This window comes from Tolypothrix campylonemoides VB511288_2, from assembly GCF_045999855.1.
GTDB lineage: Bacteria > Cyanobacteriota > Cyanobacteriia > Cyanobacteriales > Nostocaceae > Scytonema > Scytonema bouteillei_A.
Map to the genome: position 1 here is coordinate 171,468 of NZ_JBFPMW010000012.1, position 16,015 is coordinate 187,482.

The window sequence follows — 16,015 nt, forward strand, 5'->3', positions numbered from 1 at the left end:
GTCAGGAAATGTTTGACTCGATCGCAGATTGGGTGCTCAATCAAGCAATATCTCCGAGAGGTGTAACCTCAAGTGGACTAGCAATGGTGCTGTTAGAATCGAACAAGTAGTCAGGGCTGGGATTGCGAGGATCGTAGCTAGTTGTATCTACGACTAAAGGAGTTGGGAATGAATAGGCGATATTTTCCCAAGGGACTAACTTAAAATTAGTATTGACATTCTCAAACTCTCCATCATCCTCAACTAATCGTGCAGGTAAATTATTACCATCTTGGGTAATAAACACACCATAGGGAAAGTTAGGTCCTAAAGGTACATTCAGAACATCTGCACCATCCGACTCTTGCACGCTGTCGATGGGTCCATTATTACCAACAGCAAAGCGTCCTAAAAAGTCATTGTTACCCTCACGAGTATAGGCAACAAAAGTGCTATCACCTTGACTCGATGTTAACAAGTAACCAGTACCTTGGTTGCCGTAGTAGATAGTTAATCCTTCAACATCATCTTCTAGATATTTCCCACCCAAATCTTTAACTTTGTCAATTAACACACCTGTTGTACCACCGTTAGGTTCTGCTTGGTACTTCCAGATACCTACATCTTCCTGACCAATATAAAGATAGCCAAGTTCTTGGTCTGCTACCATACCTTCAAGTTGCGGATCGCGTCCTGCCGTTGTGGGTACGGTAAAATTCCGCACTAACTCAGTGCCAATCTTACCATTACCTTTATCGACCAGCTTTAACTGTGTAACATCTCCAGTTTCTCTACGATTGGCGAAGACATAGTAATCGTTTGTTACCGGGCTGCGGTACAAAGCAACTCCGTAAGCACTTCGTTGTGATGGGGAGTAAGGAGGTTCATACGGTAATGATTGAAACAAACTACCAAGACCGTTATCAGTAATGTCTTCTAGGTATTGACCTGAAGCATTGGGATGGGCATTAATTTTGAAAATTGCCAGCTTGTCGTTATTCCTGTCTGTCGCTACGGCAATATCAACAGGCTGACCGCCTAAGTTAAAGCCATATTGCAGGTCAATATTATTGTAGCGAATATTGCCAGGGTTCACTTCCTCCAACAAATTACCTGACAAGTCATAAACTCGCAAACCTGCATTTTTAACCACTGTCAGTACCAGACTTTGTTCTGGATTAGTGGAATTGAGGTAAATTGCCGGGTCATCTGCATCAGCCCGTTGGTCGCGTGGTAATTTGGGGTCATCAAATAGGTCGGGACGGGTTTCAACTGTGGGTGCTGCGGTGGGAACTAAGTCTGCACCTAAAGCAATGATTTGGGTAAATTGCGTTTGGCTGAAGTTGTTGTCACTTACTAACACGATGGACTGACGACCATCCGCTAATTTCGGTCCAAAGGAGATCCCCTCAATATTATCCGTACCTGTGGGTAGCTTTAGTGAGTTGAGATCCAACAAAAGGCGTTTTTCAACGGGTTGAATGACTGTTAACTCTTCGGGACTTAAAGTGTTGAGAGAATCGTAGTACTTGATGTCAGTTGCGCCTTGCAAGCTGACTTCGTAGATTTTGATTGTGTTACCAACACCTTCAGAAAAAGAACGTTCCAAGGAAAGTAAAGTACCTCGGTTATCAATTGCTAACAAATCGACCAAACCATTGTCAGCAAACCCCGTCGCCGGGTTTGGAGGTGTAGCAATTGGATCGGTGATATAGAGGTATTCTTTTTCTGGTTGACCGGAAACCAAGTTGTATTGAAGAATCCGAGAACGGCTTCCTCCATTGAGACTGGCAATGGGACCATCCTGAAACAAGGAGGCTTCAGTTGCTGTATACAGGAATTTTTGGTCGGGTGCGATCGCTAAACTTTCAAATGCCAAATTATTGCGAATACCAGATACCTGAGTATCTCCTGTATCCACAATCCCGTTACCGTTGGTATCTTGCACAACGGGTAGGAACTTTGTTGGAACAGGTAAAGAGCGTATTTGCTGTCCTGTGGTTAGGGAGAATTCATTGATAAAGGGATTGGTGACACGACCTGCATTGATATTTGCCTCTCCTTCTGAGGAAATAAAAACTGTCCCTTTGTTGGTGAGTGCAATTCCTTCTGGATCTAAGCTATTGAGCGCGAACTCTTGACCGTTGGCGTCTTTTAGGGTGATAGCATTGGTGAAGGTTACACTTTCCAGAGACCCTGTTTTTTGAGAAAATTCGGCTTCTAAGGTGTAGAATCGGGCAGGCGCGAATTGAGAGCGATCGTCAGAGACAGCATAAAAGACATCATTTGCAGCATCATAGGTGATACCAGACAGTCCGCCCAGTGCAGTTATTCCAGCCGCACCATCAGGAATAAAGCCAGTAGGAAATACTGTTTGTCCCAAAAAGTCCGCATCGGGAACAGTTCTCCCTGCTTCTGTTGGTGGAACTTGCAAGTCTGCCCAAATCAATTTATGGTCAGAACTGGGATATCCACCAGGTAAAGTTGGATCGAATGTGCCTACCAATCGGAACAGGGGGTCTGTATTGAGAGGCCAAAAAACAGATGAATTGCTAATTTGCAAGTCAGCAGATGGCAGTACGTAGTCTACTCGTAAGTTTCCTGGGGCTGTATCAGCAAAGTCTGCAGTGTCAAAAGCAGGATTCCCTCGATGAGTCAGATTTGCCCCACCTTGTAAAATTGCTTGTTGAGCACCACCAAGGCTTGAAGGAATAAAATTCGTATTGATACCGGGATTGAGTAACAGTTGTCGGATAGCGTTGTTATAGCTGTCACCATCAAAGGGGTCTGCATTTTGGTCACCCATAATCACAAAGCGCGACCCAGCAACAAGACCGCCTTTATTCCCTGCATCATCATATATATAGTCGCCTTTTCCAGGTGTAATATAATCTGCCCAGAAGCGAATTTCGTCATAGTTGCGCTTACCGTTGCGGTCTTCAAGTCCGTCAAATGTAGGCGGTGTGGGATGGCTAACCAAAGCATGGATAGTCTCGCCATTCACTAAGATAGGAACATCCCAATGACTCTTAGAAGAAAGACGCAAGACCTCTTGTTCTTCTGGTGAATACCAAGACGTATTGGAATCGGGAAGCGCAATTGTAGGCAACAAAGATCCTGGCAGATCTTTCCATAAAAAAGTTTGGAAAGTCCGCAGATTTTCGGTATCAATAGGATATTTTGATAGCAGCAACATCCCATACTGACCGGGAAACTCACCAAACCCGAAAGCATCATCACCATATCCCCGCGTACCGGGATCTGTAACGACTGTACCATCGTTGTTTAAGTCAAATCCAGATGAGATACCAGTATTGGAAGGTGCGATGTAAGCGTAACGGTACTCAGTCGGATCTGCACCGTTTTGACTGACGGAAAGGTAATTTTTTTGAAAAAGTTCTACCGCTTTATATGGGTCTGGCTCGTAATAGTCAAACTCGTTAATCAGCAGTACATCTGGGTTAGTACGTTGAATAATTTCTGCAACGGATTTTGCTTGTGTATTTTCAGGGGTAGATAAATCCTGAATTAACTGACCCTCTGCACCACGGTTTAAAGAAGCATTGAATTGAGAAAAGCGAATCGTGTTGGTAGTCACCATGTTTTAGATTTTGGATTTTAGATTTTGGATTTAATCTCGTTCCTGGGCGAACGCCGAGCGCCAGTCACTGGTCATATAAGGTGTCAATTGGCTGCGAAATTATTTGCACGCTCGTTATTTGTGAGTTGCTAGTAGTTAGTTGTTATTGAAGAAACGGCAAATCACTGTACGGGTTGGCGGTCTTGCGCCCCTACTAACCGGCAACTACTAACTACTAACTTTTAAATTAAATTGAGCGACACTGGGGTCGTGGTCGCTATCTTGAGCAACAAACTCAGAATTGATGTGAACGACATCATAACCCTTTAATTTCTTAAAGAGATTTTGGCTAACTAAGATGTGGTCTAAAACTTGAGCATTGCCTTGAAAATTATAAGTGTATCGTTCGTTTGCGCTTATTGTTTCTACTAAATTTCTCAACACCGTCTTACCCGAACCACCTGACTTTCCTTTTAAAATATTGAGCGGTTCAGAAAACTCAAAATCATTCAAATCGCCTGCAACCACTATATTAGCCTTGGGATCTACTGCCAAAATCTTGTCTGCAAAGTCATTAATAACTTGTGCTTGTTGGCGGCGTTGGGTTTCTGTCGTTAAAACAGGAGGCTGATTTGGACCATACAGGGGTTGGTCTCCACCTTTAGAATTCCAGTGATTGGCAATAACAAACAGTTTTTGACCTTGAAAGATAAACTCGCCTACCAAAGATTTGCGGCTGTCATTGAAAGCGGGGTTAGTTGGATCGATTCTTCCGGGACTGACAGAAAGTTCTGGTTGACCGTTAATGTTGTTAACTGTCGTGTTAGTAGTCGATCCACCTCCAGCACGATCTACAAATTGTACTCGATTGGGGTTAAACAAAAAACCAACTCGAATATTACCACCCGGTTGACCTCCATCCTCTCTTTCTACTGGATTGATTTGGCGATAATCGTATACAGGACCACCTGAAACTGCGATCGCATTAATTAATTCTTCATAAGTCCGATCTGCCTCTACCACTCCATCATTGATTTCTGCTCCGGTGTTATCTTGAATTTCCTCTAGAGAAATAATGTCAGGAGAACGCAAGTTGTTAACAATGCGATCGGCAAGTGCGGTAAATTTACCACTCCCTAAATCATCATCAACATTACTTTGTTGCTGTGCGTTAACTTTGTCGAGAGCTTCTATTTTGGTATCAAGGTTCTCAACATTAAAAGTTGCAATAGTTAGATTGTTGCCTTGTGGGGTAAGATTTGTTGTTTCTTTAGTTAAAGAACTCGGAGCGTTAACAGTTATGGAAAATGGCAAAACTTCATAGGTATTGAAATTATAATCAACTATACCTGTTATTGTGCCTAACGTTGCACCGACATTCACCTCGGGAGACTTACCAGATATAGCAGGGGCGTCATCTATTTGAATGCGTTCGGGATTGAAATCTTTAGATGAAATGAGACTTCCACCGCGAATCGTGCGTCCCGTTGCATTAGAACCGTTGTCTGGAAGTACCCAAATTTCTCCAAATTCGTTAGTAGGGCTAATTGCTACGGGATTGTTAATTTGAACTAACATACCCTCGAGACTTTCATAAAAGTCTATTCCTTCTGATGCTGGTTCAAAATCACCCTCTGTTTCTACATTACCGCGATCGCCTGCTGTAAAATCATCGCTAATTGCAGTATTGGGTGGAATGCGACCTTCCACACCAATAATAGTGGGGTTAATCTTTCCTAAAGAATCGATAACTCGAACAGCACCACCCGTTCCGTTGGCAGAAATTTGAGTTGTTGTCAAATTACTAGTATTGTTTCCCGGTCGAAATTCACCTACCCTTCCCGTAACCGCTACCGATTGACCAATATTGGGATTGGGAATACTGGAATTGCCCAAGAAAACAAAAATCCCTTCCGATGTTGCATCGTCGTTATCCTGGTTTGGATCTTGTATATAGAAACCGCGACCGGAACCCGAACCAAGTACTAATGTAACTATTCCAGGGACATCTGTTACTGTTTCATCAACTAATTTAGAAGTATGACTTGCACCTTGAATATCGTGGATGCGTACAGTATCAGAGGCTTGTGCAATCGCATTTTCTAATCCATAGATAATGTTATTTGAATTAACAAGATCGCTAGAAAAAGGAACAATGTTTATCAGAGAAGTAAACATTAGAACCATCAACCAATGTAGCCAGCTTGACAAAGAAGAAATAAGCATAATTGATTTGTATTCCGCACCATTAAGTTATACTAGTTAGTTTAAGAATTCACTAGGAATAGGTTAAGACATAACTTAACTCTAGTAATAACAATTCTTCGCGAAGATAAAAAATGAATAGTACTAAGCTAATAAATATTCGTAATAAAGTTGTGAGAGATATTTTTAAGATCGTGCGTGGTGAAAGTGATGTAAAACCATAGCACGACCTTTTTGACTTCGCGCTCGCGATCGAGTTATTATTGCGCTGTGTTAATTTACCGTTCGGGGTTTAACTGTTTGAAGAAACTACTTCTTCGATGTCTTTTGATTGTTTGACTAGCCGTCTTCCCCAAGGTTTAACTATTGAAATTGCAACGATCGCTAACAAGCAAGCAGTTTGAATAGCACCGCCAATGATGACACCCTGTTGGTGAAATCTGTACAGTGGGTTGTGTAAAGCCTGTAGTCGTTCTGTTTCGGAAATAGCTGTCATGGTATTTAACCAGGGACCCAGCCAGATTGTTCCCGTGGTAATTAAGGTCACAGTCGCTACCCATTTCACAATAACCCAATAGTGTTTCGTAAATCCCCAAATAGTCAGCCAACAAAGCAATCCACCCGTGATGAGTGACAGATTAGCAGTTGGAATAATTACCCAATCATCCATAAACTTTAATACTGAGTTGATACCATAAAGCTCGTCTCCATTTGGTATGTTTTTTTTCGTAATGGCGACTACCACAATACAAAGTGCTGTCCCCAACCAAATCCCTCCAGAGGCTACATGGAAAGATACTAACCAGTTCTTAGGTTTGACACTCAACTTTTTCATCTAGTTCTCCTTTTGCGATCGGGTTATTCTTTAATGACAGTTCGTATTTGATTAGCTACCTGATAATTAGTTGCCTAATTATAAGATAACACAATGGGAAATCACGTCTACTTCGGCTTGTCAATTTAATATTGGGTATTGCGATCGTTTTCGGTGGTTGCTAGCTTAGACTGTGTAATTATCTCTGATTGTTCTGTGTCAGCAAGAATGAAAGTACGGGATATGCCTTTTTTAACATACTGTCTTACTGTTTACTTGAGAAATTGATTCAACGCTTCATTACCACCCAAACTATTACAAAAAATCACTAACCGAGTAGAGTATTGCATCCACATTCGTGCGCTCCCGAAGCACAAGCTGTACCCAGCTTATCACTCCCACTCACTCTCTCAACAGTACGGGCTTACTGCCATTCTTATATAAAAGTAACAGATAATCTTCAAAAATGATTATTGTCTCAGTAATTTTCCGGAATCATCCATTTTGCTGGGGAAGTAATTAATTGATTGATACAACAAAAATTCATTTCGATAACCTAAAAAATAACTTACATCCTGAAAAATCTTGTAGAAAACTACTTTAATCCTTATAACTATATACTCCAGCCATATGAATTTCTACCAACGTAAGTTATATGCACTACTACAATCACCAGAAGTACGTGAATGATGTTTTAGATCTTAATACAAAGATTTATCTTATCCCTTGTCTTCAGCCAGAGATGAAACATCTAGAAAAGATTAGTAACTGGTATCAAAATGACGACAAATTGGAGGTTATTGGCAAAGAGTTACAAAAACTTTACAGTAATGGTAGATACAAGGTTAAACGCAAAGTCAACGGACAAGATAAAGGAAATCCTCATGTATGTGGTGAGTTGGGAAGTCCTTCTTATGTAATTATCAAATCTAATTTCCCTGAATGTAATAATTCCTATCAAACTGTGATGATATTTGATGCAAATCACTCAGACCGTAATGAATTTGCTAAAGCCTTGGAAAAGGATGGGGCGATTCTAGTATCCCCTGCATCTGCTTATGGAAAATCTAAATGACTGCATCTCGTAATTAAAATTTTTAGCTCTGATAATATTAACCTATGACTAACAGTCCAAAACGTATCTTAATTCTCTCAGCTAACCCTACAAACATCACCCGTCTGCGCTTAGATGAAGAAGTCCGAGAAATCGAAACGGCAATAGAACGGGCTCAACAACGCGACCAATTTGAGTTAAGAGCGTGCGGTGCTATCACTCACAGAGAATTACGGCGGGCAATATTGAGAGAAAATCCCCAAATCGTTCACTTTTGTGGACATGGAATGGGAGAAGAAGGGCTAGTATTGAAAGATGACAATACAGGTGAAGTTAAATTTGTCAGCACCTATGCTTTGGCAGAACTATTTAAATTATTTGCAGACAAGGTAGAATGCGTGCTCCTAAATGCTTGTTATTCAGAAGTCCAAGCAAAAGCGATTGCACAGCACATTGATTATGTCATTGGAATGAAGCAATCCATTAACGATCTCACTGCTATTGAATTTGCTGCTGGCTTTTATGATGCCTTGGGAGCGGGTAGAGGCTATGAATTCGCTTATAATTTGGGTCGCAACAGCATTTCACTAGCAGGAATAGACCAAGCAGATATTCCTATTTTGAAAAAGCAGACTAGAGTCCGCCTTTGGATACATGGTTGGGTCAAGCAAATGTATGACAACTTACCCACTGTTGAACTGGACTGGACAGAATATTTTAGCCTTGAGAGTGCGTCTGGACCCCGTCGTATTGCTAACCAAGAAACTTGGAAAAACATTTTACTCCCTAATTTGGAACAAGTACGAGAACAAGTTTCCCAAGGACATACTGAATTAACTGTTGATATTCGAGGTAAGCTCCCTCTTTCAGCAGCCGTGGTCATTGGTCATGTTTTTCAAGATACTAGAGGATATACCTTGCAAGTAGAACAAAGAACCATAGGACAAAACGAATTGTGGCGATCGGATATTAGTGCGTCAACAGCAAAGTTTAAAATTGTCAAAGAAGATGGCGAAGCTGGAGAAGACATTTTAGTTGCATTGGGAATCACAGGTAATGCATCAAGAGATATAGAACAACTACGTCAAGATTCACCCATTCCACTTAGTGCTGTTGTTTATGCAGAACCAGAAGCTGGTATTGGAGAAAGAGCAATTAGTTCTAATGCAGATGCAACTGCACTCACAATTCATGCTAAAGAAATTATTCGCGAAACTCGCCAAAAATACCGTGCAAGCAGCACACACTTAGTTTTATTTGCTCCGATGAGTTTTTGTTTCTTCTTAGGTCAGCGATTACGATGTATTGGTGATGTCATTTGTTACGAGCGTGTTGCAGAAAAATACCAACCTTCAGTCAAACTTTGTACGGGTTAATAATTCAAAGGCACGTGCTTATACCTGTATCACAATCTATCACTGTATGAAGATTGGTACGGAGTGGTGATTTTCTACTCTTGCAGTCTAGAACCGCAAAAACCAATCTTCATCTCTCGCTCATTATTTGTGCTGGTGTAATTTGATTATGCCTTCACCAACTGATACGTGATTTTTTAATGCAATCGCTAAGAGGATGTTTGAAAAGTCCTCTTAATTGGTAGTAAAACCGACAATTGCGAATTACGGTGTCTCATCAAAGATTTACTCTCGTTAACCCATGAATGTATAATAAATGAAGTCGCTTGTAAAATCTATTATGGATTGGCTAGCCTCAATTGATATGTCTCACCTCTGGAATTTAATTATTGCTCAAACTCCAACACCAACGCCAACAGCTTCACCAATATTAAACCCTGCAAAAACTTCTAGTGAACTTGAATTGCTCAAAAGTCAGTTAGAGTTTTTAAAAGCGACAAATGGTCAACTAGGTGAAAGTTTTAACAGATTTGTCACTGCAATGCAACTTGTCTTAATAGCATTTACATTTTTAGGTGGATTTTTGGCTTATGCTGTAGGTAAGAATTTAGATGAGGCAAAAAAATTAGCTAGTCAATTAATTAATCGAGAAGTAGAGAATAAAATCACAGATTTAGTCCAGTCTGAAGTTGAGAGTGTCAAGCGTTCTTTGCAGCGTGAAAGAGTGATTGGTTCGACGATTGTAGATTATTATTCACCTAGCGATGATGCAATGGAACCGGAAGATTGTAAGCTATTGCGTACAAGAGGTTTTGATAAGGTTGAGTATTGGCATCAAAGGAAAAAACCTAAAAAGCCAGTCGGGGATATTTTTGTTTTAGATTTAATAAATTCTAAGTTATTAGAAGGGCAGGAATTCGTTGGATTATCAAAAGATGATGCCGATAATAAGCTAGAGGCTAAGGTAAAAGAACAAATTGACTTAGTATTGAATTGGTTGGATAAAAATACTGTTTTGGTAATTTATGTTAAGGGAAGATTTAGAGAAATAGATAATTTGTCAACACGGGTTAATTATTATTATATTCCTGTCAATTCACCAATAAGTTTGCTTGGAATTGTTGCAGATTCTGCTTACGTTGCTTATGGAAAAAGAGTATAGTTAACTAATCAATCGAAGAACCTTTCCACACGGAATCTTAAGTATATGCGGGCGTTTGCAGAAGTATACTCAGATGAACAATTCGTGCAACAGGTTGTTGTACAAATTCCTTGGAACTATAATGTCCGTATTTCAGACGCTGTTAAAGATATCAAAGAATGCCAATGGTATGGACAACAATTTACCGACTATCGAGAATTTAGAAGCTGAGTTAGATACAGTAACAGTAAAAACAGAGGATGAAGAGTAGAATATTCATCTTGTGATGAAATGACTTTTGTCTTAGCGATTGCAAGTAACTCAAGTCTATGAACTGGAAAATTGAGCAAGCCCAACAGCAGTTCTCTCAACTAATCGACGATGCTGTGAAGAGCCTCAACTAATTTACGATCGGGAGCGACTGGTTACAGCTGTGGTAGAGCCAGAACTATTCCAAGAATTACTGGAATGGAAAAACCAACATCATAAATACTCCCTAGCTAATGCCTTTGCCGAATTACGTCAGATCTGTGTAGAGGAAGACTACACCTTGGAAATTCCTGCTCGGTAAGATCGGTAAGAGCGGTTCAATCCATTGATCGATTAGCACCATGACCTTTCTATGTGACACCAATATCATCAGCGAACTGGTTCGCCCTCAACCAAATCCAGGAGTAATTGCTTGGAGTCAACAAAAAGGGGAAAACGGGGAACAGGAATGTCTGAATTGTCCTTTGTTTCCATCCCGTTTCGGGGCGGGGGAAGTGTAAAGAAAGTTCAATTAATGGTGGAGAAGCTAAAGTTAAGTTTCCATCCCCTTTTGGGGCGGGGGAAGTGTCAAGCCAACTGAGTAGATGCATTCGCAATGTACACAGTCCTGTTTCCATCCCCTTTCGGGGCGGGGGAAGTGTAAAGCGTCTCTGGTGTTTGAGGCACGCCTAGGGCGGCTCGTTTCCATCCCCTTTCGGGGCGGGGGAAGTGTAAAGATTTCACTCTTGGAAGCCTTACTGGAAGAGGGTTTCAGACCCCTCAATCGACACACCTCTTAAAACTTATCAAAAAATTTCCAAAAGTTGTCATTTTCGTAGCCTGAAAGCCTTGCACCGTATGCAATCGACACACTTTAACGAAGTTATAGGGTTTTCAAGGATCGAGTGAAGTGCGTAGATTTGGATTAGCACACTCACACTAAAGATACGATTTTTTGCTTTAGATTGTCAAGAATGTTACAATATATTATAAATATATGAGTATAAATCAGGAAAAAGGAAGTTGACAGAACAGACGTATAATAAACGAGGTTGCTTGTGAAATCTACTATGGATTGGCTACCCTTAATTAATGTGTCTCACTTCTAGAATTCATTATTGCTCAAACTCCAACACCAAAGCTAACAGCTTCACCAATATTAAACCCTGCAAAAACTTCAATAAGTTTACTTGGAATTGTTGCAGATTCCGCCTACGTTGCTTATGGAAAAGGAGTGTAGTTAACTAGAGATTTTCTTTGGAGGACGCTTGAAAGGATTTGAAGATTCTGATGCTTTTGGCTTTTCTAGTTTTGGACTTTCTACGGGTTTAGCGGGTTTTGGCGATATAGGACGTTTTAGTGGATTGTTTGTTTCTGTTTGTGTTGACTCTACGACTTGAGGAGGTATAGGTTTAGAAACTTGTAGTTTTTGAGGTAATGTTAAGGTTTTTGATGTTTGTGTTACTATCGGTTCTGTAATCTTGTTAATCTCTGATAACTTAGGAGTAAGTCCTAGCATTTCGTCTGTTGTCTCTATTTGTAAATTATTAATGTCTATATTTGATAAATCTAATTGTCTGTAATAATACATTAAGCGTTGCGACCATCCCAGTATTTGCATCATAATCACTGGCTTGTTTGCATAATCTTTAAGATAGTTTTTACAAGTTTCGTTTATGGCTTCATAATAAGCTATGGTTTTGTTACTATGTCCTATTGTCTGACTATGTTCGCTTAAAGAGTCAAGATAAATAAAAAATTTTATTTGTTTTCTTTCTTCTTTCTTTAAACTAATATTTTGTTTGATTTTGTAGTTCAGATAAGTGGTTAATTTTCCTACCTCAGTAATAATACCTTTTTCACCTGCTTCAATATTATCTTGTTCTCTAATTAAAGTGACAGCAATTTTGTGGGCTAACTGAAGATATTTATCAGTCATATTGTAAATAATGCGATCGCTATTACTTTTCATTTTAATTAAGTAGCTATGTACAAATAAATTGAACTATATTACAAAATGTAAACATTCCTAAAAATCTTTACCAACGACAAATGACTATTGATAAATAACGCTCCTCACTAGTTAACTTTAATTGTGCTGACTTACTTAATAGCTTTCATGAGGGGCAAAATGAGTGGAAGGATTGAGGATATTAGATAATTCTTCTAATTTTGATTTATCAATTAAGTTTTCATGAGCTTTTTGAACTGTATTTCCTATAAAGATTTTTAGAGATTCTCCAGTTAAAAATTGATTGGATAGTCTTTCAAAAGAGGAATAACGAGTACGTAAATCCGATTGGTTTTGTAAAAGATCAGCTTCTGTAATTTCTACTATCATGCTTCCCAGCCCGACTGGTTTACCAGCACCCAATTTCAAAATTATAGGATATTTGTTGTCTTGACCTAAAGCAATTAGCAATGCTCCTAATTCTTCTGATTTGAGATTTCTAAAATTTAATTGAGTTATAAATTCATCATTTTTAAACGCTACTTGGGCGGGAACACCATTACCTTCACCTTTATCAAGAGCATATTTCATATTGTAATAAAATTTCCACCCGACCGCTTTTTTCTTTCCAGATTTATCTTTAAAATAGTATATATCATTCTCTTCTGGTCTAGGTCGCCAAAGATTGGACATGAAACCAACTTCAAAACCAGTCATTTCACAATAAGCATCCTGAATTGAAACTAATCCTTGCCATCCCCATCTGTCACCAGACGCACCAAAAACTATACTTGCTGGACAAAGTTGATTTTTCTCTTTGGCTGGTAAACGTTCTTCTGGGTATTCACTCGGCTTTTTAGGCTTGACTCCTACGCGACTGTTAGTAATTGCCTCATAAATTGAACGAATGCAACCTTTTAGAGAACTACCTTGAATGATGAGTTCGTCGTCAATTCCTTGAACCATAGTTTTGATTAAAGGAATCTCTTCCCTGTTAATATCGCTTCCCATTAGCACTGTTCCAGTTGAAATATGCACCATGGTTTGGACTTTTAGGGTCAAAAATAAAGTACCGTGTATGCGCTCGTGTAAATATTTATGATGTCCGGGAGGTTTATTTACACTAGGTGATTTAGTAGAAAAATAGACAAAGTCGTATGGTCTGGGTCCGCGTTGTTGGTTGAAATTACTGGAATTAGTCGAACGATAAGAGTTATTAGCCATCTTAATTTTTCACCGTTAATGCAACAAAATGAACTGTAGCGGTATGACTATCTCGAAAATAGCGTTGAGCAATATTCAGTTGTTCGGTATTCAAGCCTTTAGGAAAACGAGTTTCAGTTGGAGAATGAGTCAGTGCATTTTGCTCTAAAATTTCCCAATTGCGTTGAATCGGCGTAAAATCAGCTTCTGTGTCTTTGGAACTAAGAACCAAGACTTGATATTCTCCTTTCTGTCTTTTCCAACGTATCTCTAGGATTGAGTTAAATAATTGTCCTTCTGGACTGGGAAAGGTTTCCGTGGGTTCTGGTGTGGGATTATTTTGGAGAGAATTTTTTGGGAGGTTATTTTTTAAGCGCTCGCGTATATCATCTTCTATGTTACCAAACTTTTCGTTACGTCGTTCCCAAAATCCCCCTACCCGATGTTTCCAGCGTAGAAAGTAATAGCTAGGTAGTGTTGAATGCTTGTCCAGCAACTCAAGTAATTTTTCTTTAGACAAAGGCTGCTGATTGAACCCTACGAAGCACATACAGCACCTCCCTGTTCTAACAACTTACTCCAAGCAGCAACGGAGTGCATAAATAATTCCTGAATCTCTGTTGGTTCTTCCCAAAGCATTTGCACGCCAAAACCATATTCCATTGATGTTGGTTTCACTATAGTAATTTCGTATTTATCGTCTTGCGGAAAACCATAAGGATTTTTTTTATTGCCTTTTAAAAATTCCCCCGCACCTAAAAGATAAACTTTATCCCAAGGTGTTTGACTACCAAATTTGTAAATCTTACCATCCTTTTTCTCTAAAATGCATCCAGGATATTGAACTACAGCGCTGTCATACTCCACCATCACCATACCCAAACCGCGAGTTTTTCCGTACCCAATTCCAAACCATCCTTCATTTAAATCGCGCAATACTAACGCAATCAAACCTAACTGTGCTAGAGAAAAGTTTTTCAAATGAATTTTGGTTTTAAATGCGCCACTTGTACAAACTTGATAATCAAAGGGACCATGTGCAACCGAACCAAATACCCTATCGATTGCAACACCATTTCGTTGTTCTATTCTCAAAGGTTGTGACTTGTTGGGATACGCATCTTCAATTCGCAAACGACTAGCAATGAATTTGTTCCCAAATATTTGGTCTGTAAATGATGATTCTTTATAAATACTCTGTGCTGGTAATTTCTTTTTTAGGTATTCTTTATCTTGTGGATTTTCATACAAGTAATCGTATTCGTCATCTAAAGGATTATTCGCCCAAATGAGTGAAGAGTTAATAGGTTTATCATAATCTGGATGACCTAAAGTTCTCACAATCCTTTCAGCATGAGCGCGAATCGCCCCCTTCAAGGAACTACCGGGAAGGTAAATAGTGGGGCTTCCTTGATGATACGTTTCTACAAAATTCATGTTTGGTTTTGTTGGATCTGCACTTTCCAAACCAGATTTTATTAAGATAGGGCTAGTAGGAATAATAGTAATATTGAGAATACATTGATTAACTAATTGTTTGTGCATAATTGGGTGTTAATTAGTAGCTACTGTATTTTTTACTTTTTCCATCTCTTCCCGTAATTTATGAATTAGCGCTTCACTCCATACGTATGGTAAAGGGATACTATCATCGCAAGGTAAATCTCCATGAGAATTTATTAATTTCTTGAGATATTCAATAACCTTATTTGGATCGACCTTACTTTTATCGTTAGCATCTCGTACATCAATCCACTTAACATCATTAATTTGGAGTTTAACTACTCCCAATCCTCTCGACTTACCACCACCTAAAGGAATTTGTTCTGTTTTAAATTGTTGTAACCCAATCGTCAATAAACCTAGTTCCCATTCCTCAGCATTTTCAACAATAGCATGGAAATCAAAAGGCGTTCCTGCTGGTACAATTTGGAAATCATAAAGTTTCCCATCTCCAGCAGTTTCAGTATCGCGATCGATAGCCACTCCATCTCGTTCTTGATATTGTCCAAACCAATTATCTTCTGGTTTATGTACAGTTAAATCGCGGATTTGTAATTTGCTGGATAACCAAGGAGAACCGAAAAGAAAGGAAATTAAATCTGTTTTATTTAAAATAAATTGATGTAATTTTTCCTCTTTTTCTTTTGGCTTATCTCTTGTGATGACTAGCTCGTGCTTAAATTTAGACATTGCTTCTTGAGTAATCGACCATTCCGTTTCTAATGCTGGATTGGCTGCAAAACTTTCATCAATTCCCCGCAAAAAACTTTCCAATCTCGATCTTAATGCGCCTTTAAAGCTAGAACCAGGTATTAATGGTCTACCTAAAGCATCTTTAATGACGGGTAAATCTGAACCAATAGCTTCAGTGGAACGTCCCGCACTAATTCGCAAAGCGGTTACTGTTTCTAAAATTCCTGTAATTTCTATGCGATTTTTAAAAATTTCAAACATGGTCATTTGTTATTTGTTATTGGTTGT

At 39.3% G+C, this 16,015-nt stretch carries 14 protein-coding genes; 6 read left to right on the top strand and 8 right to left on the bottom strand.

Annotated elements, in window-relative coordinates:
* Positions 1–40: 40 nt before the first annotated feature.
* The 3 genes from AB0756_RS29595 to AB0756_RS29605 form a co-directional block, all read right to left on the bottom strand.
* Positions 41–3,580 (bottom strand): phytase, encoded by a 3,540-nt coding sequence (locus AB0756_RS29595; protein ID WP_050046744.1) that lies wholly within the window; start codon positions 3,578–3,580, stop codon positions 41–43.
* Positions 3,581–3,787: 207 nt separating this feature from the next.
* Positions 3,788–5,737: an endonuclease/exonuclease/phosphatase family protein gene (locus tag AB0756_RS29600; protein WP_202048668.1), complete on the bottom strand. Its 1,950-nt coding sequence runs from the start codon at positions 5,735–5,737 to the stop codon at positions 3,788–3,790.
* Positions 5,738–6,056: 319 nt separating this feature from the next.
* On the bottom strand, positions 6,057–6,599 hold the full coding sequence (locus AB0756_RS29605; RefSeq protein ID WP_038078892.1) for a hypothetical protein: 543 nt from the start codon (positions 6,597–6,599) through the stop codon (positions 6,057–6,059).
* 634 nt (positions 6,600–7,233) lie between these two features.
* Between AB0756_RS29605 and AB0756_RS29610 the strand changes: the two genes are divergently transcribed.
* The 6 genes from AB0756_RS29610 to AB0756_RS29635 all read left to right on the top strand — a co-directional run bounded on the left by AB0756_RS29610 (position 7,234) and on the right by AB0756_RS29635 (position 10,898).
* Entirely contained in the window at positions 7,234–7,653 is a 420-nt protein-coding gene (locus tag AB0756_RS29610; RefSeq protein ID WP_038078890.1) for a hypothetical protein, read from the top strand.
* 44 nt (positions 7,654–7,697) lie between these two features.
* Positions 7,698–9,008: an SAVED domain-containing protein gene (locus tag AB0756_RS29615; protein WP_063779571.1), complete on the top strand. Its 1,311-nt coding sequence runs from the start codon at positions 7,698–7,700 to the stop codon at positions 9,006–9,008.
* Between the two features lie 319 nt (positions 9,009–9,327).
* Positions 9,328–10,149, top strand: a complete 822-nt coding sequence (locus AB0756_RS29620) for a hypothetical protein (RefSeq protein WP_038078915.1) — start codon at positions 9,328–9,330, stop codon at positions 10,147–10,149.
* A 45-nt stretch (positions 10,150–10,194) separates the two neighbouring features.
* Positions 10,195–10,359 (top strand): DUF1016 N-terminal domain-containing protein, encoded by a 165-nt coding sequence (locus AB0756_RS29625; protein ID WP_082051899.1) that lies wholly within the window; start codon positions 10,195–10,197, stop codon positions 10,357–10,359.
* A 202-nt stretch (positions 10,360–10,561) separates the two neighbouring features.
* Positions 10,562–10,699 carry a hypothetical protein gene (locus tag AB0756_RS29630; RefSeq protein WP_237265960.1) on the top strand — a complete coding sequence of 46 codons (138 nt, stop codon included), beginning with the start codon at positions 10,562–10,564 and terminating at the stop codon, positions 10,697–10,699.
* Between the two features lie 40 nt (positions 10,700–10,739).
* The gene (locus AB0756_RS29635; protein WP_408104032.1) at positions 10,740–10,898 is read left to right on the top strand and encodes a PIN domain-containing protein; all 159 of its coding nucleotides are present in this window, start codon (positions 10,740–10,742) and stop codon (positions 10,896–10,898) included.
* Positions 10,899–11,617: 719 nt separating this feature from the next.
* Here AB0756_RS29635 and AB0756_RS29640 read toward each other — a convergent pair.
* From AB0756_RS29640 to csx7, 5 genes are all read right to left on the bottom strand, one after another.
* Positions 11,618–12,316, bottom strand: coding sequence for a hypothetical protein (locus tag AB0756_RS29640; protein ID WP_408104033.1), 699 nt, complete (start codon positions 12,314–12,316; stop codon positions 11,618–11,620).
* A 168-nt stretch (positions 12,317–12,484) separates the two neighbouring features.
* On the bottom strand, positions 12,485–13,552 hold the full coding sequence (locus AB0756_RS29645; RefSeq protein ID WP_038076081.1) for an RAMP superfamily CRISPR-associated protein: 1,068 nt from the start codon (positions 13,550–13,552) through the stop codon (positions 12,485–12,487).
* Between the two features lies 1 nt (position 13,553).
* Entirely contained in the window at positions 13,554–14,081 is a 528-nt protein-coding gene (locus AB0756_RS29650; protein WP_038076078.1) for a hypothetical protein, read from the bottom strand.
* Positions 14,069–15,076: an RAMP superfamily CRISPR-associated protein gene (locus tag AB0756_RS29655; protein ID WP_038076075.1), complete on the bottom strand. Its 1,008-nt coding sequence runs from the start codon at positions 15,074–15,076 to the stop codon at positions 14,069–14,071. The genes AB0756_RS29650 and AB0756_RS29655 overlap by 13 nt, the downstream gene beginning before the upstream one ends.
* 9 nt (positions 15,077–15,085) lie before the next feature.
* On the bottom strand, positions 15,086–15,988 hold the full coding sequence (csx7, locus tag AB0756_RS29660) for a type III CRISPR-associated RAMP protein Csx7 (RefSeq protein ID WP_038076152.1): 903 nt from the start codon (positions 15,986–15,988) through the stop codon (positions 15,086–15,088).
* Between the last annotated feature and the right edge of the window lie 27 nt (positions 15,989–16,015).